This window comes from Alteromonas macleodii ATCC 27126, assembly GCF_000172635.2.
Classification (GTDB): Bacteria; Pseudomonadota; Gammaproteobacteria; order Enterobacterales; family Alteromonadaceae; genus Alteromonas; species Alteromonas macleodii.
This window is the reverse complement of record NC_018632.1, coordinates 3,227,089-3,248,026: the sequence shown is the minus strand read 5'-3', so window position 1 is coordinate 3,248,026 and position 20,938 is coordinate 3,227,089. Positions and strand designations below refer to the sequence as shown.

Annotated in this window: 14 protein-coding genes and 1 other RNA gene; 10 read left to right on the top strand and 5 right to left on the bottom strand. The window is 45.8% G+C overall.

What is annotated here, in order from left to right; genetic code table 11:
* Positions 1–22 precede the first annotated feature (22 nt).
* Both MASE_RS13895 and ssrS read right to left on the bottom strand, forming a co-directional pair.
* Positions 23–919, bottom strand: coding sequence for a ribokinase (locus tag MASE_RS13895; RefSeq protein ID WP_014950380.1), 897 nt, complete (start codon positions 917–919; stop codon positions 23–25).
* Between the two features lie 21 nt (positions 920–940).
* Positions 941–1,123: non-coding RNA, 6S RNA (gene ssrS / locus MASE_RS19945), on the bottom strand.
* A gap of 594 nt (positions 1,124–1,717) precedes the next feature.
* On the opposite strand from ssrS, the gene MASE_RS13885 reads away from it, so the two are divergent.
* From MASE_RS13885 to MASE_RS13850, 8 genes are all read left to right on the top strand, one after another.
* Positions 1,718–2,284, top strand: coding sequence for a UPF0149 family protein (locus MASE_RS13885; RefSeq protein ID WP_039228193.1), 567 nt, complete (start codon positions 1,718–1,720; stop codon positions 2,282–2,284).
* A 75-nt stretch (positions 2,285–2,359) separates the two neighbouring features.
* Positions 2,360–3,679: a Xaa-Pro aminopeptidase gene (gene pepP / locus MASE_RS13880; protein WP_014950377.1), complete on the top strand. Its 1,320-nt coding sequence runs from the start codon at positions 2,360–2,362 to the stop codon at positions 3,677–3,679.
* Positions 3,680–3,859: 180 nt separating this feature from the next.
* Complete coding sequence (locus MASE_RS13875) at positions 3,860–5,206, top strand: FAD-dependent monooxygenase (protein ID WP_014950376.1); 1,347 nt, start codon at positions 3,860–3,862, stop codon at positions 5,204–5,206.
* Entirely contained in the window at positions 5,193–6,365 is a 1,173-nt protein-coding gene (locus tag MASE_RS13870) for an FAD-dependent 2-octaprenylphenol hydroxylase (protein WP_014950375.1), read from the top strand. The genes MASE_RS13875 and MASE_RS13870 overlap by 14 nt, the downstream gene beginning before the upstream one ends.
* A gap of 485 nt (positions 6,366–6,850) precedes the next feature.
* A complete protein-coding gene (locus MASE_RS13865; protein WP_014950374.1) occupies positions 6,851–8,395 on the top strand; it encodes a M28 family metallopeptidase in 1,545 nt (514 codons plus the stop codon).
* 47 nt (positions 8,396–8,442) lie between these two features.
* Positions 8,443–9,318: a DMT family transporter gene (locus MASE_RS13860; protein ID WP_014950373.1), complete on the top strand. Its 876-nt coding sequence runs from the start codon at positions 8,443–8,445 to the stop codon at positions 9,316–9,318.
* A gap of 111 nt (positions 9,319–9,429) precedes the next feature.
* The gene (locus MASE_RS13855) at positions 9,430–10,719 is read left to right on the top strand and encodes a M24 family metallopeptidase (protein ID WP_014950372.1); all 1,290 of its coding nucleotides are present in this window, start codon (positions 9,430–9,432) and stop codon (positions 10,717–10,719) included.
* Between the two features lie 84 nt (positions 10,720–10,803).
* Positions 10,804–11,736: a DHH family phosphoesterase gene (locus MASE_RS13850; RefSeq protein WP_014950371.1), complete on the top strand. Its 933-nt coding sequence runs from the start codon at positions 10,804–10,806 to the stop codon at positions 11,734–11,736.
* 53 nt (positions 11,737–11,789) lie between these two features.
* On the opposite strand, the gene MASE_RS13845 is transcribed toward MASE_RS13850, so the two are convergent.
* The 3 genes from MASE_RS13845 to MASE_RS13835 all read right to left on the bottom strand — a co-directional run bounded on the left by MASE_RS13845 (position 11,790) and on the right by MASE_RS13835 (position 15,284).
* On the bottom strand, positions 11,790–12,638 hold the full coding sequence (locus tag MASE_RS13845) for a LysR family transcriptional regulator (RefSeq protein WP_014950370.1): 849 nt from the start codon (positions 12,636–12,638) through the stop codon (positions 11,790–11,792).
* A gap of 100 nt (positions 12,639–12,738) precedes the next feature.
* Positions 12,739–14,259: a tryptophan halogenase family protein gene (locus MASE_RS13840; RefSeq protein WP_014950369.1), complete on the bottom strand. Its 1,521-nt coding sequence runs from the start codon at positions 14,257–14,259 to the stop codon at positions 12,739–12,741.
* Positions 14,259–15,284 (bottom strand): LacI family DNA-binding transcriptional regulator, encoded by a 1,026-nt coding sequence (locus MASE_RS13835; RefSeq protein WP_014977199.1) that lies wholly within the window; start codon positions 15,282–15,284, stop codon positions 14,259–14,261. The genes MASE_RS13840 and MASE_RS13835 overlap by 1 nt, the downstream gene beginning before the upstream one ends.
* Positions 15,285–15,503: 219 nt before the next feature.
* On the opposite strand from MASE_RS13835, the gene MASE_RS13830 reads away from it, so the two are divergent.
* Positions 15,504–18,230: a TonB-dependent receptor gene (locus tag MASE_RS13830; protein WP_014950367.1), complete on the top strand. Its 2,727-nt coding sequence runs from the start codon at positions 15,504–15,506 to the stop codon at positions 18,228–18,230.
* A 110-nt stretch (positions 18,231–18,340) separates the two neighbouring features.
* Positions 18,341–20,893, top strand: coding sequence for a family 20 glycosylhydrolase (locus MASE_RS13825; RefSeq protein WP_014950366.1), 2,553 nt, complete (start codon positions 18,341–18,343; stop codon positions 20,891–20,893).
* Positions 20,894–20,938: the final 45 nt, after the last annotated feature.

The following is a 20,938-nucleotide window of genomic DNA, read 5'->3' as shown; positions in this document are numbered from 1 at the left end:
CAATTTATCTCAGTGCGTCTTGCTAGTTGGCGTGTTTCGCTAAGAAACGATCCACTTCTTTTTGTGTTGGAATACTCTGCGCTGCGCCCTCGCGTGTTACCGCAATGGCTGAAGCTGCACACCCGCGACGCAATGCTTGTTTAGCATCGGTGTGGTTGCTGTATGCAGACAGGAAATAACCGATAAAGGTGTCACCGGCTGCGGTGGTATCTACCGCGTCTACAGAGAATGCTTTTACTTCTACAACATCGTTTTTGCGCAGCATCATTACACCCGCTTTACCCAGTGTAATAATAACTTCGCTGTGTGACCACTGCTCTTTGAACACTGTCACAATATCTTCAAGTTCTTCTTTACCGGTGATCGCAGCAGCTTCGGTTTCATTTACAATAAGTAAATCTACACAGTCTAACGGAAGCTGTTTAACCGACTCGCTCATAGGCGCTGGGTTAAAGGCTACTTTAAGCTGCTTTTCTTTCGCTTGGCGAAGTACTTCTTCAATGCTGCTTGTTTCATTTTGGGTTAGTACCCAATCTGAAGGACGCGTATCGTCTAACGCTTGCATTACGGTTTTTGCGGTAATGGTTTGGTTAGCACCACCAAATAATACAATGGCGTTTTCACCGCTAGGCGTGACTTGGATAATCGCGTGACCTGAAGGAACTTCTGAGCACTTTACGCCACGACAATCAACACCCTTCTTAATAAGAGCTTGTTTAAATGAGGCGTCGTTTTCGTGAATGCTGCCGACGTGTCTTACGTCTGCACCTGCTTGCGCTAAAGCAATAGACTGGTTTGCACCCTTACCACCTAATAAGGTTTGATAATGGGTAGAGGCCAACGTCTCACCAGGTTGTACAAAGTGATCTACCTGATAAACGTGGTCAATATTTATAGAGCCAAAATTTATTATTGCCATTTCTTCTTCCGTCGAAAGAGGGCGCTTCCCAGAATGCCGCTGTCCATGTTTCGCCCGTGAACCGAAAAGTTCAGGGCGGAAGTATCACAATTGCCGTAGGCTTCTCGATACGCGTCGAGCTTGCACAATAGCAGCTGTTTCAACTTCCTTGGTTTAAAGCATCGGCCAGGGACATGAATGAACTAGCAAACATCCCAGGAAACATTGTTGTTGTATTAACGCAACAGGGTATAACAAACGCGAGATCCAGTGAAGAGGATCACCTAAAGCGCTTTATAACTATTTTGCGTGGTGATTATAAAAGCGGTAAAAAAATATTACTTTTCTTGACCAATTGGTCAGCAATTATACACGCATATAAGAGAAGCTCAATAATAACCAATCAGCTATTCAGGCATTAAAGGCTAATGAACGTTGTCACGCTGTTGCTAAAGGAATTCCGTATCCAACACCAGCGATCTTAGATGAATTCTGACGATGTTGCTAGCCGTCCGGCAACGAATTTAGCTAAATAGCCGCAAATTAAATATCGTTTGAACAGTGAGTAAACAACGTTTAAGTACCGTTGTGTAAAGTGTGTACGACACAGTGTTATTAGACCCTGAAGGTACTTTTGCTGTTTGTTCAAAGTTAGAGCAGTGGCAGGGCAAAAGGAGGCGTTACACATTGATTTTTGCTAGTATTAACTCCATCAAGAGATGACATTGACGTAAGTCGCCGCCAAAATAGACGGTAATTAATCGCTAAATAAAAGTGGCGCCTGTATCTCAAACTATTCAAAACAAAAGAGAACAATTCGTGGAAAAACAGCTCGATTACGATAGCGTAAGTAATAAATTGTCTCAGCAAGGCGTAATTGTTGATGCTGCAGAAGTGCATGGCATCCTGTGCGGTATGCTTTGCGGAGGCATGTCGCTTACCGACCAAAAATGGCTAGAAGCGTTAAGTGAAACCATTAATCAGGGCGATGCGTTTAGCGACCCTACCCAGCACCTTTTAAATAGCCTTTTCAATCAAACCTGTCAGCAGCTTCTTGAGCCTGAGTTCGCGCTCAATTTGTTACTTCCTGATGATCAAGCGCCTATCAACGATCGCGGGGCTGCGCTAATAAACTGGGTGCAAGGTTTCATGCTTGGGTTTGGTCTACACCAGCAAGACCTTATGCAATGTTCTGACGATGTAAAAGAAGCACTTGAAGACTTTTCAGATATTTCACGTATGGAAGAGCCAATGGACGCGGACGAAGAGTCTGAAAAGGCGCTGTTAGAGGTTGAAGAATACGTGAAAATTTCAGCAATTTTGTGCTTCAGCGAACTGGGCCAATCACTTCTAGATGATCAACAAGACACGCCATCCGTACACTAGTAATTAACTGAAGATATTAAAAGTGGCCGTAAGTCGCCATCCGTTTTAACGAGATTTTTTAGGGTTTTCTCTTTTATGATTAGTGCGCAAGAGTTTATCGCCAGGCAGGACCGACTGCTTGCACAGTGCGAGCCGAATAGTGTGTGTATTGTGCCTGCAGCAGGTATGGTAACCCGAAGTCGCGATACCGAATATACATTCAGGCAAGATAGCGACTTTTGGTATCTGACAGGATTTGAAGAGCCTAATGCTTGGTTGATATTGTCTAACCACCCTCGTTACGGTGAAAGTTATCGTGCAATGGTGGTACAAGAGAAAGACAAAAGTGCAGAAATTTGGCACGGCAAACGTTTAGGGGCTGAAGCTGCACTTGCTCGATTTAGTCTAGATGAAGCGTTTGAGTTGCAAGAACTTGAAGAAGCGCTGTTAGCGTCAATTCAAGGTCAAGACAATGTGTACTTTTCGTTGGGTCACAAGAAAGACAATGACCTATTATTTTCTGAAGCGCTAAACACCTTGCGCGATGCGCCTAAAGAATCACTGGCGCCAAGGGCGATTCACGACTTACAGCCTATTTTACACGAAATGCGTTTATTCAAGTCAGCATGTGAAGTGGCCATGATGAAAGCGGCGGGTGAGATAAGCGCACGTGCGCACAAGCGAGCTATGCAGTTCGCCGCGCCTGGTTGTTACGAGTACCAGCTAGAAGCTGAAATTCACCATGAATTTGCGATGGCGGGAGCCCGTTCACCTGCTTATAGCACTATTGTTGGAAGCGGCGACAATGCGTGTATTTTGCATTACACGCAAAATAACGCGCAGGTAAATGACGGTGACTTGATCTTGATCGATGCAGGTGCTGAATATCAAGGTTATGCTGCGGATATCACGCGAACGTTTCCTGCAAATGGAAAGTTCACGCATGCTCAGCGCGAAATTTACACCGTTGTATTAAAAGCGCAAAAAAGCGTGCTAGACATGTTAGCGCCCGGCGTTACGCTTTCTGAAGCCATGTTACATAGCGTAGAAATTATTACTCAAGGTTTAGTTGACCTTGGCGTTCTTGAAGGTAGTGTGGCAGAAAACCTGGAAAATGAAACGTGGCGTCAGTTTTACATGCATGGTTTAGGGCACTATTTAGGTCTAGATGTGCATGATGTAGGCAACTACAAAATTGACGGTGAAGACCGTCCGTTAAAGCCTGGCATGGTGATCACTGTTGAGCCCGGCATTTACATTAGCCAAGACAGCAACGTGCAGGAAAAATACAAAGGCATTGGTGTAAGAATTGAAGATGATGTGGTGATTACTGCGACGGGTGTCGATATTCTTACCGCAGACGTGCCAAAAGGCATTGATGAGATTGAAGCACTTATGGCTGAAAGCAGAGACTAGTTGTCAAAATTTGCTAGGTTTACCAAGGTTTGAAAAACTGCGATAAGTGTGAAATACGGAATTTTGGTTTAAGTTACCGGTTTAAATTACGCTAAAAACTAGCCTTTAATATAAAGAAAAAAATCTCAGAATTAACGCTTTTAATAATTAGAGCCTCTGGACGACAGGAATATAAAAACAGTGGAATCGGCAGCAGCGGTTGATGTAGTAATTATTGGTGGTGGTATTGTCGGTACTGTATTAGCCAAAGCACTCGCAGAGAAAGTATTTCCTGCAAACAGCTCTGGCTTATCTGTCACCCTAATTGATGCGGCTGACCCAGAGCAAACCAGTAAAAGTTTAGTCGACTTCAACCCTTTTACCGACACCCGAGTGATTGCCTTGGCAAGACGTACTGTTGAAGAACTGTCTCACATGGGGCTAAACCTTGACGATGTAGCTAAGCAGCATAACGGTGAGTTACCTCCTCAAATTAAGTACATTGAGGTTAGCGACAAAGGGCACTTGGGGCTTTTAAACCTTCAAAGCAGTGACTACCACATTGACGCGTTCGGCCAGGTGGTGAGCTTAAGCGCACTAACGCGATTGGCGGCAGGTGCAGCCTCAAGCTACCAATATATCGCACCTGCCAAGGTAACAAACGTAAAACAGCAGTGCAATTTTGTAGAGGTGCAGCTAGATAATGGGCAATCGCTTACCACAAAGTTGCTGGTACTGGCCGATGGCGGTCGCTCAGGATTAGCTGACCAGGTTGGCATTTCAAAAACAGTCAATGATTATCATCAAACGGCCATTGTCTTTAACGTTCACACTCAGCTCCCTCATGAAAACAGAGCTTACGAGCGTTTCACCCAAAATGGCCCGTTAGCGTTCCTGCCTTTCGACAGTGAAATCGATGATATCAAGGCTAGTGGAAACGGCTTTTCAGTTGTATGGACTGTAGATACTGACGCCGCAAAGTCGTTAATGGCATTAAATCAACGCGCATTTATCAAGGCCCTACAGGAAGCATTTGGCTATCGACAGGGCAAAGTACTGAGAGTCAGTGAGTTGGCAAGTTACCCGTTAGCGCTTACTAAGGCGCAGCAAGTTGCTAGTCATCGCACCGTGGTGGTAGGCAATGCGGCACAGGCGCTACATCCTATTGCAGGGCAAGGCTTCAATCTAGGCTTACGCGACTTAAGTACTTTAGTGTCTGTGCTGCAAGCGTCAGCGGAAAAGCACGGCGAGCATAATTCATGCGAAGAGAAAAACAATACAATCGCATCCGCTAATTTCGATGCAGGTGCTTTTAGTATTACTCAGCATTACGCCAATTCGCGTAAGAATGACAGGGACAACACGATAGCCCTGACCGATACGCTAGTTCGCACCTTTTCAAACCAGTATTATCCAACGGTAATTGGGCGTAATGTGTCGTTATTGGCATTAAGCATGATGCCCCAAGCGAAAAAAGCGTTTGTTAAACACACGACGGGCTATGGCGAAACACCACTAAGAAAAAGAGATAACAATGCAGCATGTTGATATAGCGATAGTGGGCGGCGGAATTGTAGGGCTAACCCTTGCAGCGGCGCTTAAACACAGTGAATTGAGCATAGCAATAGTCGATAAAGCGGCGTGTTATCAGACTCTGGACGAGAAGCCAACGGCGAGAGTGAGTGCCATAAACCAGGCTAATATTAAAGCGCTTCAACAGTTTGATGTGTGGTCGCATTTGCAGCAAGACCGCGCCAACCCTTACACCGACATGCATGTATGGGACAAAGACAGTTTTGGCGACATTCACTTTTCATGCGATGAAATGGGCAGTGATGCGCTTGGCGTGATTGTAGAGAATCAGGCTTTAGTCAATGCACTGTCTAAATCTGTGGAAGCGCAGCCTAATGTGGAGTTGATCACTGCGGGTATTGATAGAGTATTAGCTGGCCCAAACCAAACCATGCTGATGCTTGATAATGATGACGTGCTAAGCTGCAGGTTGTTAGTAGGCGCCGATGGCGCAAATTCGTTTGTGAGAAAGCAGGCTGGCTTGCCAATTACATTTAAAGACTACGAGCATACGGCGATTGTCGCTAATATCAAAACGGTAGAGCCGCATAATAATGTGGCGAGACAAGCGTTCACACCCACGGGACCGCTCGCGCTACTGCCTATGTCTGAGCCAAATGTATGTTCTATTGTATGGTCGCAAACGCCAGAGCAAGCGAACTTATTAATGGCATTGGATGACGCTGCGTTCTGCAATGCGTTAACTGCGGCTAGTAATAGCGTTCTAGGCACTATTTCGCTTGAAACCAAGCGCGCCGCTTTCCCGTTGACCATGCGTTATGCACGCCAGTGGGCGAAAGACGGTGTGGTGCTGGTAGGCGATGCAGCGCATACCATTCACCCGCTTGCAGGGCAGGGCGCTAACTTGGGAATGCAAGATGCGCTCGCATTGGCTGAAACCCTAAACAGCTTAAAGGCGTCGGGTAAAGACATAGGTTTGTACAAGCACTTACGCAGCTACGAACGAAGCCGTAAAACAGAAGCCACGAAAATGATTGCCGCAATGGACGGCTTTAAATTCTTATTCGACGGCGACGACCCACTCAAAAAGTTGGTCAGAGGAATTGGTCTTTCAGCCACAGACAAACTCAGCACCATTAAAACCGCCTTCGTCAGCCACGCCATGGGCCTATAAATCCAAAAAAAATGGGGTCAGAGTACATTTAAATAATGGGGTCAGAGTACTTTTTTCGCCACCACTCGAATAGTGGGGTCAGAGTACATTATTGGCTTTCCCTATTACAAAACCGAATAAATGTACTCTGACCCCATTATTGAAGCTTGGAAGTGTACTTTTTCACACATCATAGAAAACAGGCGGCAAAGCTCTCTAATTATCTATCTCGCTCTAAAAGCAAAGAAATGTACTCTGACCCCATTCTTGTGGTTTAGTCGTTTCGGCGTTGAGATAGTCAGCGGTACAGGATACTCTTCGGTATCCTTTTTTATTTGTACCAATGGCTTATGTTTACTTATCTTTGCAAACCTTATCGCGCCTTTTCCTTTGTCTGCGCTGCTTCCGTACTTACTTCTACTTTAATGACTGGTTCGGCGAATGCCGAAGTACCTGCTTCTAATTTAGCCTCGGTTGAATCGTCGGCGACAACAAACAGCAAAATGATGACGCTGAGTAATGCCTCCATCGATTTGGACGTTTATCGTCAGCACGTTAAAACACTGGCAAGCGATGAGTTTGAAGGGCGAGGGCCTTTATCGAAAGGGGAAGAGAAAACAGTCGATTACTTGGTAACCCAATACAAAAAGCTAGGGTTGAAGCCAGCCTTTGGCGATAGCTACACCCAAGCTGTGCCTTTAGCTAAAATAACGCCTAAGAACATTTCATCGTTAAAAATAGGCGGGCTTGATTTTAGCGCAGGCAGCGAGTTTACCGCCCGTACTCAGCGCATTGTTAATGACTACTCACTTACCAATAGTGATGTAATTTTTGTGGGTTATGGCATTAATGCCCCAGAGTACAATTGGAATGATTACGCAGACCTTGATGTAAAAGGAAAAACCGTTGTAATGCTGGTAAACGACCCGGGTTTCGCTTCTAAAGATCCAGAGCTTTTTCAGGGCAACGCAATGACCTATTACGGTCGTTGGACATATAAGTACGAAGAAGCAGCCAGGCAGGGGGCAGAAGCGGTTTTCATTATTCATGAAACCATGCCTGCGGGTTACGGGTGGGGCGTAGTCGAAAACTCAAATTCCAATACCAAATTCAGTTTAGTCGACGACGACAACAATGCTTCACAAGTCGGCGTAATGGGTTGGCTTCATTTAAATGCCGCAAGACAGCTATTTGAAAAAGTGGGTATGGACTATGGCGAGCTTAAAGACAAAGCTTCAAAGCCAGGGTTTATGCCCATCGCGCTAAACACAAAAGCATCATTGGGTTTCACCAATACTATTGAGCGTGCCGAGTCGCAAAATGTTGCAGGCATTTTAGAAGGTACAGATAAGCCAGAAGAATGGGTAATGCTTCACGCTCACTGGGACCACCTAGGCAAAGTTGAGAAGAACGGCCAAACCACTATTTACAATGGTGCGGTAGACAATGCGTCAGGCGTAGCAGGTGTAATTACATTGGCAGATGCGCTTTCAAAACGCGAAGAGGGCTTTGCACGTACACTAATGTTTAGTGCTTTTACCGCCGAGGAAACAGGGCTACTCGGTGCCGATTATTTTGCAAATAACCCGCCGGTACCAACATCGAACATGGTGGCTTTTTTAAATATCGACGGCATGAATGTAAACGATGATGTTGATTACATTTTGCAGTACGGCGAAAGTTATTTATCTATTGAAGACGATTTAGCGACAGCTGCCGCATTACAAGGACGAACGGTTAAAATGGATCCGAGACCTCAAAATGGACTGTTCTTCCGCTCAGATCACTTCGCGCTTGCTAAGCAGGGCGTACCTTCAATTTTGTTCATGAGCTTAGGCGATACCGACCCTAGCTTTATCGCCAAACGCTACCATAAAGCAGATGATGACTACCTTCCAAGCTGGACATTAGGTGGCGTGCAACAAGACCTCTCACTTATCGGCTCTATGCTGAACTATTACGCCCAAGGCGACGTGTGGCCATACTGGAAACGCGACTCTGATTTTAAAGACAAGCGCACACAGGCAATGGAAGTGAAAAAGGCAAAGTAATTCGCGCTTAACTATAGGTAGCGATATAACAAGGTAGAGCGACGCTAATGAGTTGGATTTTATTCACATTGGGCGCGGTTATTTTGCAAACCGTGCGCAATGCGCTGCAGAGCAAATTGAGCGGCGCAGTTAACACCTCTGGGGTAACGCTCTCTCGCTTTATCTTGGCTCCCCCAATAGCGCTTGTTTATTTACTCATTCTCTACAGCGGAAGCGCCAGTCAAGTGCCTGAGTTCTCAGGCTCTTTTATTGCAGTGGTACTGTGTGCTTCGCTACTTCAAATAGCGGCCACTTCTTTAATGGTGATTTTGTTCAAGCAGAAGAATTTTGCCATTGGCGCAGGCCTTGCTAAGAGTGAGGCCTTGGTGGCCGGCGTTGTAGGCATGCTCTTTTTCGGAAGTTATTTAACGCCCCTTGGGTGGGCGGGCATAGTAATAGGCGCAATAGCAGTATTTGTGTTAAGCAGCGGCAATCGGCTCCATGGCATTAGTGTGAAAACCATGGTTATAGGTCTTGCCTGCGGTACCTGTTTTGCGCTTACATCACTGTTGGTGCGCGAGGCTAGCCATATGCTAAATGTTCAGCATACAGTGGCTGCTGCTTGGGTGTTGTTATGGGTGCTATGTGTACAAACGATAAGTTTAAGTGGTTATATTGCGCTAACTAAACCCTTCGTGTTCAGACAGCTAACCAACGCTAAAAAGCAGGTGCTAGCGATTAGCACGGTAAGCTGTTTGGGCTCAATTTGTTGGTTCACGGCCATGGCATTACAACATGTGGCGCTGGTAAAAACGCTTGGGCAGTTAGAGGTGTTGCTTACCTTGGTACTTTCACATTACTGGCTAAAAAATGCAGTCACAAAACGCGAAATTGCTGGCTTACTTCTTATTGGGCTTGCCGCAATCTTTGTTATGTGGGCATAAAGTACTGACAATATTAAACACTGAAATTTTTAGTACAAAATCAATTCAATGTTATTTTCATAAAACAAAAAAAGTGTCAAATGACCTTAATTAAAACGACAGGAAGGGAACATGGATAAGCGACATTTCTTGAAATTAGCGGGCGCTAGCTTTGCGCTTGCTCCTGTGGCTTCTATGGCTGCAATTAATCAAACCAATGCAACAGACACTAACGGTTTTAGCGGGCTAAGTGATATCACCGCAAATGCGAAGCCGATTACCGTAGAAGAGCGCAAAGCGCGTATTGAAAAAGCGCAGTCGCTTATGAAAGCCCAAGACATTGCGGCGATTCTGGTCGAGCCTGGCGCTGCAATGGATTATTTTTCAGGGATTAAATGGTGGCGTAGCGAGCGCTTGACCGCGCTGGTTATCCCTCAAAAAGGTGACATGGCGGTGGTAACGCCATTTTTCGAAAAGCCAAGTGTGCTTGAGTCGTTAGCTATAGGCGATGATGTAAGAGTGTGGCAAGAGCATGAAAGCCCGTTTGATGTCGTAGCCAATATTTTAAAATCGCGCGGTATAACAAGCGGCAATATCGGCTTTGAAAGCAGCGTACGCTACTTTGTAGTTACTGGAGTCAGCCGAGCGCTGCCAAACATTAATATCGTTCCCGCCGAGCCAATTACACTGGGTTGTCGCATGTATAAAACTGCGAGTGAACTGGCACTTATGCATAAGGCCAATGAAGTTACTCTACGTGCTTACGAGTTTGTTTTTAGTAACCTAAAGCTTGGCATGAGTCAGCAGGATGTAAAAAGTTTGATGAACACCGCACAGCAGCACTTAGGCGGCAGCGGTACATGGTGTTTGGCGCTGTTTAACGATGCAAGTGCTTATCCTCATGGCACAAATGCAGCACAAACTATCAAAGAAGGTTCGGTGATCTTGCTAGACAGCGGTTGCAGTGTGCACGGTTACCAAAGCGACATAAGTCGTACTTTGGTATTTGGCAAGGCGTCTCAGAAAGTTCAGGACGTGTGGCACACAGTAAGGGAAGGGCAGAACGTAGCATTTGCCGCAGCTAAAATTGGTGAACCAGCAGGAACAGTGGATGATGCAGTGCGCCAATTCTACGCCAGCAAAGGGTACAGCAAAGACTATGCATTGCCTGGGCTAAGTCACAGAACAGGTCACGGTATCGGCATGGAAGGACACGAGAGTGTTAACTTTGTGCGTGGTGAAAATACGCCACTTAGAAAAGGCATGTGCTTTTCTAATGAGCCAGGTATCTATATTCCGGGTGAATTTGGTGTGCGCTTAGAAGACTGTTTGTATATGACTGAAACGGGCCCCGCTTACTTTACCGAACCGCCTGAAAGTTTGGCTAAGCCGCTGGGTAAATTACTGAATTTAAAAAGCTAAATAAGAAGTTAATAAACCTGTCTCTCAAAATTTTTATTAGCTGTTACACTTAAAATTATTACCAAAGTGAATGATGGATAAACTATGCCTGAAAGAAAATTTAGATTGGTTACGCGAAGTGATTTCGATGGACTGGTATGTGCGGTTTTATTGAAAGATTTAGACTTAATTGACGATATTTTGTTTGTTCATCCAAAAGACATGCAAGACGGTAAAATTGATATTACCGAGAATGATATCACCACTAACCTGCCTTACGTTGCGGGTTGCCATATTGCCTTCGACCATCACTTAAGCGAAACAGTGCGTAACTCAGGCGATATTGATAATCACATCATAGACCCGAAAGCGCCGTCGGCGGCGCGCGTTGTTTACGACTATTACGGTGGTGCAGATAAATTTCCTAATATCTCAGTAAATATGATGGATGCAGTAGATAAAGGAGACTCTGCACAGTTTAGCGAAGAAGAAATCCTTGAGCCCACAGATTGGGTGCTCATGAATTTCATTATGGATGCGCGAACTGGGCTTGGTCGTTTCAGAGATTTCAAAATCTCTAACTATCAGCTAATGATGAAGCTAATAGATGCGTGCAAAGACCACAGCATTGAAGAAATACTGCAAATGGAAGACGTGGCCGAGCGCGTGAGTTTGTACCACGAGCACAATGAAATGGCGAAGGCGCAAATTGCCAAGTGTTCTACCGTATACGACAACTTAGTTGTGCTTGATTTAACCGACCAAGAAACCATTTACGCGACAAACCGGTTTGTTATTTATGCCATGTACCCCGACTGCAATATCTCTATTCACAAGATGTGGGGGCTGAAAAAGCAAAACGTGGTATTTGCTATTGGTAAATCCATTACTAATCGTAGTTCAAAAACCAATGTGGGAGAGTTGTGCTTGAAGTATGGCGGCGGTGGTCACATGAACGCAGGTACATGTCAGGTTGAAACCAGCAAAGCCGAAACTGTACTCGGCGAGCTTATCGAAACCATCACGAGTGATGGCTAAAGCTAATTGAATAAGAGCGGTGGGGCAGAAAAAGTACTCTGACCCCATTTTTTTTATTGGGTTAGCCTCACTTTAAAGAATTCGGCCAGGGTTTTACTGATCACTGGGTGCTGTGTATCTTGATTGAACAGGCAAATATTCACCTTGCCTAATTTGGGCAGGTGCGGGTGGTTTAGCGCTACTAGGTTTGCCGGTAAGCTAGATTTTGCTAGAGCTGTCACGCCTAGCCCCTGTTGAATGGCGGCAACCAGCCCGCCTAAATCTGCATTGGTATAGCTGATTTTCCATGCAAAGGTTTGTTGCTTTAATTGCTCAATAACGCGGCTTCGATACATACAACCGTCGGGAGCAAGCACCAAAGGAATATTGTTGCCAACTAATGGATGAGCCGTGTCGCCAACCCAAACCACGTCATCTTCTAACACTACTTCGCCTTCTGTCTGTTCGCCCGGGTTAACCAACGCCAAAATCAAATCGAAATGATCGCGCTGCGACGGGTGCAGCAAATCACGACTTAAAGCAGAGGTCACTTCAAGTGATACATCGGGATAGCGCTTTGAAAATTCGCCAATTAGACCCGGCAATAATGTAGAAGCAAATTCATTGGGAATGCCAAGACGCAAGCGACCGCTTAGCGGGGCAGGGGTTAAGCTGCGAAAGATGTTATCGTTAAGCTCTAGCAGTTCTTTCGCCTTTGGGTACAGCCAATTGCCGTCGGCGCTAGGTACATGCCGTTGCCCAACTTTAGTAAATAGCTTGCGGTCTAACTGCGACTCTAGCTTTTTAATTTGTAGGCTTATTGCCGGTTGAGAACGGCCCAAAAAATCGCCCGCTTTAGCGTAGCCACCAAGCTCAATAACGCTAACGAAGGTGCGTAAGGTATCAAGGGAAAGCTGCTTCATAGTTAATTACACTTTCTAATGAATTTGCCTGCTTTTATTATATTTTTAAATGTAAGCGGGCGAAAGGCGTAATTTTGTATGTTTGTGCGTTCTAGCCAAGTTAGGGTTGCCTTACTCGATGCGCTCCCTCTACCGATTGCCGCATAGTGCGAAGTGCAAGGGTGTTGGGTTGCGCAAGTGGCGTTGTGTTATTAGAAAAGCGCTTCATTCCCGCAAAAATGCAGTACCACGAAGGTCGCAAATAAACCAATTTGTTATCTACTTCATTGAGCGCATGTTCAAAGCTGGCGCCTTTGTCCCATGCATTCAGCAAATAAGAAAGGGTATCCGGCACCTTTAAGTCTTCGCGACAGGCAACCCAGTAGGCGGAATCGTCGCGAGTATTTAAATAGTAATGAGCAGCAATGTAGTCCCGAATACCATCGAACATTCGGTTTATCTCAGAATTATAGCGTACCTCTCTTCGCGGATTGTTACTTTGCCAGCAATCGATAAAGTGATGCAGTGCGTACTGCACCAGCATAAGTGCGGTGGCTTCCAATGGTTCAATAAAGCCCTGAGACAACCCTATGCATAAACAATTACCTTTCCAGTGTTCTTCTAGTCTGCCTACGGTCATTTTCAAATGTCGGGCTTGCTGATGGGATTGGTCTGGTTCTAATGCAAGTCTAAGTTCTTCTTCTGCTTGGGCTTCAGTGCAAAACTGTGAACTGTACACATAGCCGTTGCCTGTGCGACTAGTTAGGGGAATGTGCCACTGCCAGCCGTGACTAAGCGCAATAGAGCGAGTTTGTAGTGCAGTTTCTGGTGATGCTGTTGCGTCGCTGGCAATGGCTACGGCAGCATCGTTAAACAAGGTGTCGGCATAGCTTGTAAACCTTCGCGACAGGGCTTGTTTGCCAAGAAGCCCTCGAAACCCCGAGCAATCAATAAAAAAGTCTGCGCTTAATGTATTTCCGTCATCCAGTTTAAGCGCAGTAATAGTGTGCTCATGACATTCTACATTTGCCACAGTACCTATTTGATGAGACACCCCTTTATTTAGCGCGTATTCTTTTAAGAAGTCACCTAACAGCCCTGCATCAAAATGATAGGCATAATCAATATTCGCAGAACTACAAATGGCGTCGGGCGTAATGCCTTTTTCTACCATGTGCGCAGCAGTAAAGTAGTGCGACGGGTTAATGTCGTGCGAAGCGCCTTTTCTGTATTCATTTACCGCATTGAAGTACATATCCGCGGTGGGAATATCTAAAGAAGAGAAGAACGGGTGAAAATAGCTGTCTGAATCGGTGAAAGCGGGGCGCGTTGTTTTTGATTCAGCCGTTGTTGTCCAACGCTCAAAGCTAATGCCCATCTTATACGTGGCGCTGCACTTCAGCATCCAATCACTTTCATTTATTTCGAGAAACTCAAAAAAGTGGCGCAGATAAGGCGTTGAACCTTCGCCTACGCCAACGGTGCTGATAACCGCAGATTCAAGAAGCGTTATTTTAGGGGCGGGGGCAGGTACACTACTGTTATTGGCCATCAACTCAGCGGTTCTTGCCAAGTAGCACGCCGTCATCCAGCCTGCTGTTCCGCCACCCACAATCACGATTTCTTGAGGTAATTTGTTCATTACTGTTTCTCGGTTGACGCGCGCACTACCAGTTCAGGGATGAAAGTATGGTTAAGGTTGTCATGGGCGGCTTTGGCTTTTTTAGCTCGTAAATACTGAATTAACGACGCCGCAGCATGCTGCGCTATCTCATTAGTTGGCTGAGATGCCGTAGTTAACGGCGGAAAGGTCTGACGAGAAAAGGGACTGTTCTCGAACCCGGCAATTGCGAGTTCTTGAGGAACATCTACCCCCTTCATTCGTGCACCAAACAACGTACCCGCTGCAATCTCATCGTTACACGCAAATACAGCGGTAGGATGCGGCGACATGGCAAGCAGTGTTTCAGAGCTTTTTACCCCAGTTTCAAATGAGTAGGTGCCTTTAATAATTAACGACTCATCAATTGCAATACCCGCTTTTTCTAACGCCGCTTTGTAGCCGTTCAAACGCTCAATGGTGGATTTGTGAATTTCTTCACCTGCAATAAAAGCAATGTTTTTGTGACCCTGGCCAATAAGGTGCTCAGTAATATCGTATGCCGCTTTGAAGTCGTTCACCAACACGTAGGGGAGGGGCGATGGAAAGAGGCCGTCTCCAGATAAAATACGCACATAACTTATTTGGTTTTGATCAAGTTCCGATAATACCTCAGGCATTTCTGATAGCGGAGGCGAAAGGATAAGGCCAGCCAATTGAGCAGTGTCTACCATGTCCACCAGTTCTTTCGCTATGTTTTTAGAGCTTGCATCGCACGGGTGAATTAACAATTCGAAATTGTTTTTGCGACACACATCCAATATGCCTTTTTGCATATCGATTATGTAGTAGGCGTTGGGGTTGTCGTATACGTAACCCAGTACCGATGCTCCTTTGCTCGCTAAGTCTCGTGCTGCCTTATTCGGCGTGTATTTTAAGGCCTTTATCGCCTCTTCAACACGTTGCAAGGTGTCGGGTTTTACCGTGCCTTCTTTGTTTATTACGCGCGAAACGGTCTTTATCGAAACACCCGCCATTTCGGCAACACTTTTGATGGTAGCAGCCAAATTCGATCTCACTCTAAAAATTGGTTTAATTTTCAACAATTAAGAAGCTTGTATTACTTTTTTGTTAAAAAATTAATTGCAGCCTTACATTGTGTCATGTAAGTTAACATTCAATGACAGCGTTGTCATCAAAAAGCTGTACCCCACAGCAACGCCTGTCATTTTATTATTTCAATAAATGACAGCGTTGTCATTTTTGGCTGAGAGAAGGTAAATACAATGTTCAAAAACCAACAACATAAACTAACAAGAAGTGTTCGCCTCGCCATAGCTATGGGCGCATTAACAAGTATTTCAGCACCTATTGCGGTAGCACAGGAAGCAGGTGAAACTGAAATCATCGAAGTCACAGGGATCCGCGGAAGCCAAAAGGCCAACATCAATGCCAAGCGTTTTTCTAACGCTATTGTTGACGCTATCACTGCTGAAGACATTGGTAAGTTCCCCGATAAAAACGTGGCAGAAACACTTGCCCGTGTTCCGGGTATTACCATCGACCGCGATTTTGGTGAAGGGCAAGGCGTAACTATACGCGGCGTTCAGCCAGACCAAAACTTGACCCTAGTGAACGGTCAAGCCGTGGGAACCGGTCAGTGGTTTGTGTTATCAGACGCAACCCGTAACTTTAACTTCGAAATTTTAGCGTCGGAAATGATTGCGGGTTTAGAAGTGTACAAGTCGTCTCAGGCAGATATTGATGAAGGCGCATTGGGCGGAACGGTAATCCTGAAAACACGTAAACCGTTCGACCTTGACGCTAATTCTGGACAAATCTCGGTAGAAGGCCAGTATGGTGATATCGCCGATTCACTCGACCCAACGCTATCTGGTTTGTACAGCTGGAAAAACGATGACGAAACCTTTGGTATTCTTTTCTCAGGCTCTTATCAGGAAAGAACGGTAGAGCGTGAAACTAACGAAGACTTCGGCTGGTTCGGCCCTAGCATTCCTCGTATCGACCCACTTATTGAAGCACCTGTTGGCGCTTCACAAAAAGGCGCTATTCCATGGGGAATGGGCTCAGCGTTGTTTAAGCAAGACCGCGAGCGCGTTGGTTTTGATGTTACTGCCCAATGGGCACCTACCGACGACTTCGATGTGTCTGTCCACTATCTATCGTCAACGCTTAAAGCTGACAACGTAAACTCTAACTTAATTGGTATTCCGTTTCGCGGTGTGGCGTACACAGGTACAGACACCAGTCCGGGTACGGTGAGCAGCGACAACGTAGTAGAGTCGCTTAGCATGATGGGCGTAGATAACCGCCCTGAGTGGGCGCGCTTTATGGCGTATGACAACATCTTCCGCGATGGTTCTGAAATGTCTACCGAGATTGTAGATATTGAGGGGCACTACCTTATGGGTGATGGCAAGTTGCACTTCCAGTTAGGTACAACCACGGGTGAAGGCGAAAACCGAGATTTCTTTACTGAATTTTGGGCTAGCGCAAACGACCCGCGTGCAGCCATCGATTTTTACAACCCAGGTGGCGACAACCCGTATATCGATTTTACAACGGCAAGCCCATGGCTAGCTAATCCAACGGATGAAATGTGGTTGGGAGGAATATTCGACCAGCTAAATGCAACGGAAGATAAAGAAAACTATATCCAGTTTGATTACGAGCATTCAGTAGACTGGGGTGCAGTAACCGAAATCAAAACGGGTATTAAGCGTCGCGATCGTAGCTTTGCGCAATCTCGCTACAGAACTGACTTGGCCAACTTAGCGCCGGTAGGTGAAGGTAGCCTTGGCCCAGCGTCATCGTTTTGGAATGGCGACATGATTAACGTGTCTCACGACAACACCAACGGTGTGGCTGCCAGCTATTTCTTCCCTGACAAAGACAGCATGTACAACGCGCTATATAGCGTAGCCGAATGTGCAGATGACACTACTATACTTTGCCGCCGTACCGATGAATTCTTAGATGAATCTTCATTTGAGATAGAAGAAGATATTACTGCACTTTACGCCATGGCGAAATTTAGTGGCGATGGTTTCAGAGGTAATGTGGGTATGCGTTACGTTGAAACCGATTCAACTTCGAACGGTTACGACCTAACAACAGGCGAAGCGGTAGCGTTTGACGGTGGTTACAACGAATGGCTGCCAAGCATCAACTTGTCGTACGACTTATCTGAAGATGTGTTACTACGTATGGCGGCAGCACGCGTGCTTACACGTCCAGCACCGTTTCAGTTAGCACCTGCGGTAAACTTAACGCCTGAAACTAGCTCTGGCTCTGCTGGTAACCCGCAGCTAAACCCGCTAACTGCTAACCAATTTGAAGTGGGTGCAGAATGGTACTTTAGCGAATCGTCGGTAGCCGCGGTAACGGTGTTTAAGAAAGATATTAACGACTTTATCTTTACCAAAACCGTATCTCGTGAAATTGATGGTCAGCAAATCAATCAGCTAAGAACGCCGGAGAATGGTGGTTCAACCACAATCGACGGTATCGAAATGCAAATTCAGCATGTGTTCGACAACGGTTTCGGTGGCTACGCTAACTACACCTACACGGATGTGGCCGACGCACAAGTAGATGAAGCGGTTGCCGTTACAGACGATGACGGCAACATCATTGGTGCTACTATCGCAACGCGCTCAGTAAGCTTTCCGAACACGTCAAAAGACTCGTTTAACGTAGGTGTGTTCTACGAAACTGATCTTTACAGCGCGCGCTTAAACTACAACTACCGCTCTGAGTACTTTATTGCCCAAGCTGAAATTGGCGATCAGTACCGCGACGAACAGTCGCAGCTTGATGCGCAGGTAAGCTGGAACGTGACAGAAACTATTACACTTAAAGCTGAAGCCCTTAACCTTACCGACGAAATCTGGGAGAACTACTATGTTCGAAGCAGTGACGGTAAGCGACTTGGTGGAACGCAAAGTGCCAATGGACGCCGTTTCTTCATTGGCGCTAGCATGAAGTTCTAGTTGCTAGTATGTGAAGATAGTTCGTGTGTTCACTATCTTCACTTAGCATAGGGTAGGGCGTTTGCTTTGCCCTTGTTTTACTCTGAAATTGTGATTTAAGGATGTGCGACGTGATCCGCAATTCGACGAATTTTGTCAAAGCGTGCTTGAGCTTATCGTTACTACTAGTGGGTAGCGCTTCGGCAATGGCTGAAACGCCTTCGCTACAGCAAGCCAGCTTGAATGCGCTAGGAGAAAGCCTCGATATACATTACGAAGTATTAAGTAATATGGACGATAGTTTGTGCCGGGTACATATTCCAAAAGGCGACTGCTTTTCGTCAGAGCTTACGATAGCAACCATGGCAACTCCCATTGAAGCCTCTACGTCGCTTTACTTTAGTCATATTGCGCCTATTCGCGGGTATGACTCAAAAAATGCAATTCGCATTGAGCATATAAACGGTGACCTGCACCGCCTGACGTTCGAAGATAAGGTGAGTGCAAGTGATCAAGTTAAGGTAACGCTATCTGCGCCTTTTTGGCACGCCTCTCGCTCGGACGCAATGCCGAACTATTACTTAACTTACCCTGCTTTATCACCAGTGGTGGTTGCCTCCACAATCCGTGTGAAAGAGCCGGGAAGTAATTTGCTAATCAATCAACACACTGGCCTATGGAGCAAACAAGCCCAGTACAAACGTACTGAAAACGACAATACACCGCTTATGGACAGCGCGTATTTATACAATAAGGGCGATTCAGCGCTAATTTCAGGTGATGCCCAGAACCGTGTTATTCCCAACGTAAGTCAAAGAGATGATTCGGGTAAATTTGTTTCTGCCGCTGGCATTAATATTGATAAGTCAGACCAAGACATGCTTGCTCCAGCCATTGACCAAATGGCCTATTTTGGCCTGACTAACCAGAAAACAGGCTTACCGCTTAAGGTTATTATTCGCAGCGCTAACAATGCGAACGCCCTTGCAAATGACCCCGCTACAATAAACTCAAAAGAAGGCTATGCGCTTAGCATAACAGAGCAAAGCGCTACGATAATTGCCAACGATAACATTGGTGCTAACTACGGTCTGTTAACGCTAATGCAAGTATTTGATGTGCAGCAAGGCCGCTTTCCTATCACTGAAATTGCAGACTCACCACGATTTGAATTTCGCGGAATGCACTTAGATATTGCTCGACACTTTCCAGGAAAAGCCGTAATTGAATCTTTTGTTCGCCAAATGTTTACCTATAAGCTCAATAAGCTACACCTACACCTAAGTGATGACGAGGGCTGGAGATTAGCTATCGATGCTTTGCCCGAACTTACCGAAATTGGTGCGTTTCGATGCCACGATTTGTCTGAAACACAGTGCTTGCTACCTCAGCTGGGAAGCGGGCCTTTTAAAAGTGCTACAGGTAACGGCTTTCTTACCCAGCAAGACTACATTGATATTTTAACAATGGCGCATGCGCGCGGTATTGAAGTTATTCCGTCGCTTGATATGCCTGGCCATGCCCGCGCAGCAATTGTTGCTATGAATGCGCGCTACAAGCGGCTTATGGCAGAGGGTAACTCAGATGCTGCAAATGAATTTTTATTGGTAGATAAAGAAGATAAAACCCAATATGAAAGCGTTCAATTCTATTCAGATAACACCATAAACCCCTGTTTAGATAGCAGCTATCATTTTATCGAAACCGTACTTACTTCTGTGAAATCACTGCATGAAAAGGCCAACGTTCCGTTGACGCACTTCCATGTTGGCGCCGATGAAACCGCCGGTGCTTGGGTGGAATCTCCTGTATGCGCTGCGAAAGGCCAAAAAGCAGATGAAATACTGCCAGCGTTTGTTACCGAAGTGCAGAAAATTGCGCAAAAGCACAATATAGCAATTGGTGGCTGGAGCGATGGCATGGAAAAAGCCGTAAATACACTGGATAACAGCAGTGCGTATACCAACGTTTGGCATTTGCTTGCAGCAGGTGGAGAGAAAACAGTATCGCATTTTGCGAAGGAAAATATTCCGGTAGTACTTTCGTTTCCAGACGTGCTTTATTTCGACTTTCCTTACCAAAGTAATCCTTATGAGCCCGGTTATTACTGGGGTTCGCGGGCAACCAATACCGAAAAAGTATTTTCGTTTATGCCAGAACAGCTGCCGCTTCATGCCGAGTTATGGACCGACCGTATGGGCCACAGTTACAGCAGTTCTGCTGAGGCCGACACATCATCAGTAATCGGTATTCAGGGGCAGCTGTGGTCAGAAGTCACCGTGAATCAAGATGCCGTGGAATATATGGTGTTTCCCCGACTATTGGCCTTGGCTGAACGGGCTTGGCACTACGCACCATGGCAACAAAACGCGAAAGCACTTCATGAAAAAGGCGGTTTAGTAAACCAGCAAGCAAGCGACTGGCAAGCGTTTGAGTTAGCGTTATTCAACCGCCATGCACCCGCGCTAGTGCAGCAGGGAGTGAATGTGCGTGTACCTACGCCAGCAGCGGTAATTAACAATGGTAAGTTACATATAAAGTCAGTGTCTGGTCATACGATGGAGTATTTAACTTCAGGTAACAAGTGGGAAACCTTTACTGCTCCTGTTGAAGTGAAGGGGAACGTAACTGTTCGCGCCAGAATTGCGGGAACACAGCAAATGAGTCGACAGGTGCAGCTGTAAGCGCCTGTTTTTATTGGTTAAAATGACAGCGCTGTCATGTTTTAC

Excerpts from the sequence above, each read along its gene's own strand:
- MASE_RS13895 (WP_014950380.1), bottom strand. The coding sequence starts at position 919 with ATGGCAATAATAAATTTTGGCTCTATAAATATTGACCACGTTTATCAG.
- pepP (WP_014950377.1), top strand. The coding sequence starts at position 2,360 with ATGATTAGTGCGCAAGAGTTTATCGCCAGGCAGGACCGACTGCTTGCA.
- MASE_RS13870 (WP_014950375.1), top strand. The coding sequence starts at position 5,193 with ATGCAGCATGTTGATATAGCGATAGTGGGCGGCGGAATTGTAGGGCTA.
- MASE_RS13865 (WP_014950374.1), top strand. The coding sequence starts at position 6,851 with ATGACGCTGAGTAATGCCTCCATCGATTTGGACGTTTATCGTCAGCAC.
- MASE_RS13860 (WP_014950373.1), top strand. The coding sequence starts at position 8,443 with ATGAGTTGGATTTTATTCACATTGGGCGCGGTTATTTTGCAAACCGTG.
- MASE_RS13855 (WP_014950372.1), top strand. The coding sequence starts at position 9,430 with ATGGATAAGCGACATTTCTTGAAATTAGCGGGCGCTAGCTTTGCGCTT.
- MASE_RS13850 (WP_014950371.1), top strand. The coding sequence starts at position 10,804 with ATGCCTGAAAGAAAATTTAGATTGGTTACGCGAAGTGATTTCGATGGA.
- MASE_RS13845 (WP_014950370.1), bottom strand. The coding sequence starts at position 12,638 with ATGAAGCAGCTTTCCCTTGATACCTTACGCACCTTCGTTAGCGTTATT.
- MASE_RS13840 (WP_014950369.1), bottom strand. The coding sequence starts at position 14,259 with ATGAACAAATTACCTCAAGAAATCGTGATTGTGGGTGGCGGAACAGCA.
- MASE_RS13830 (WP_014950367.1), top strand. The coding sequence starts at position 15,504 with ATGTTCAAAAACCAACAACATAAACTAACAAGAAGTGTTCGCCTCGCC.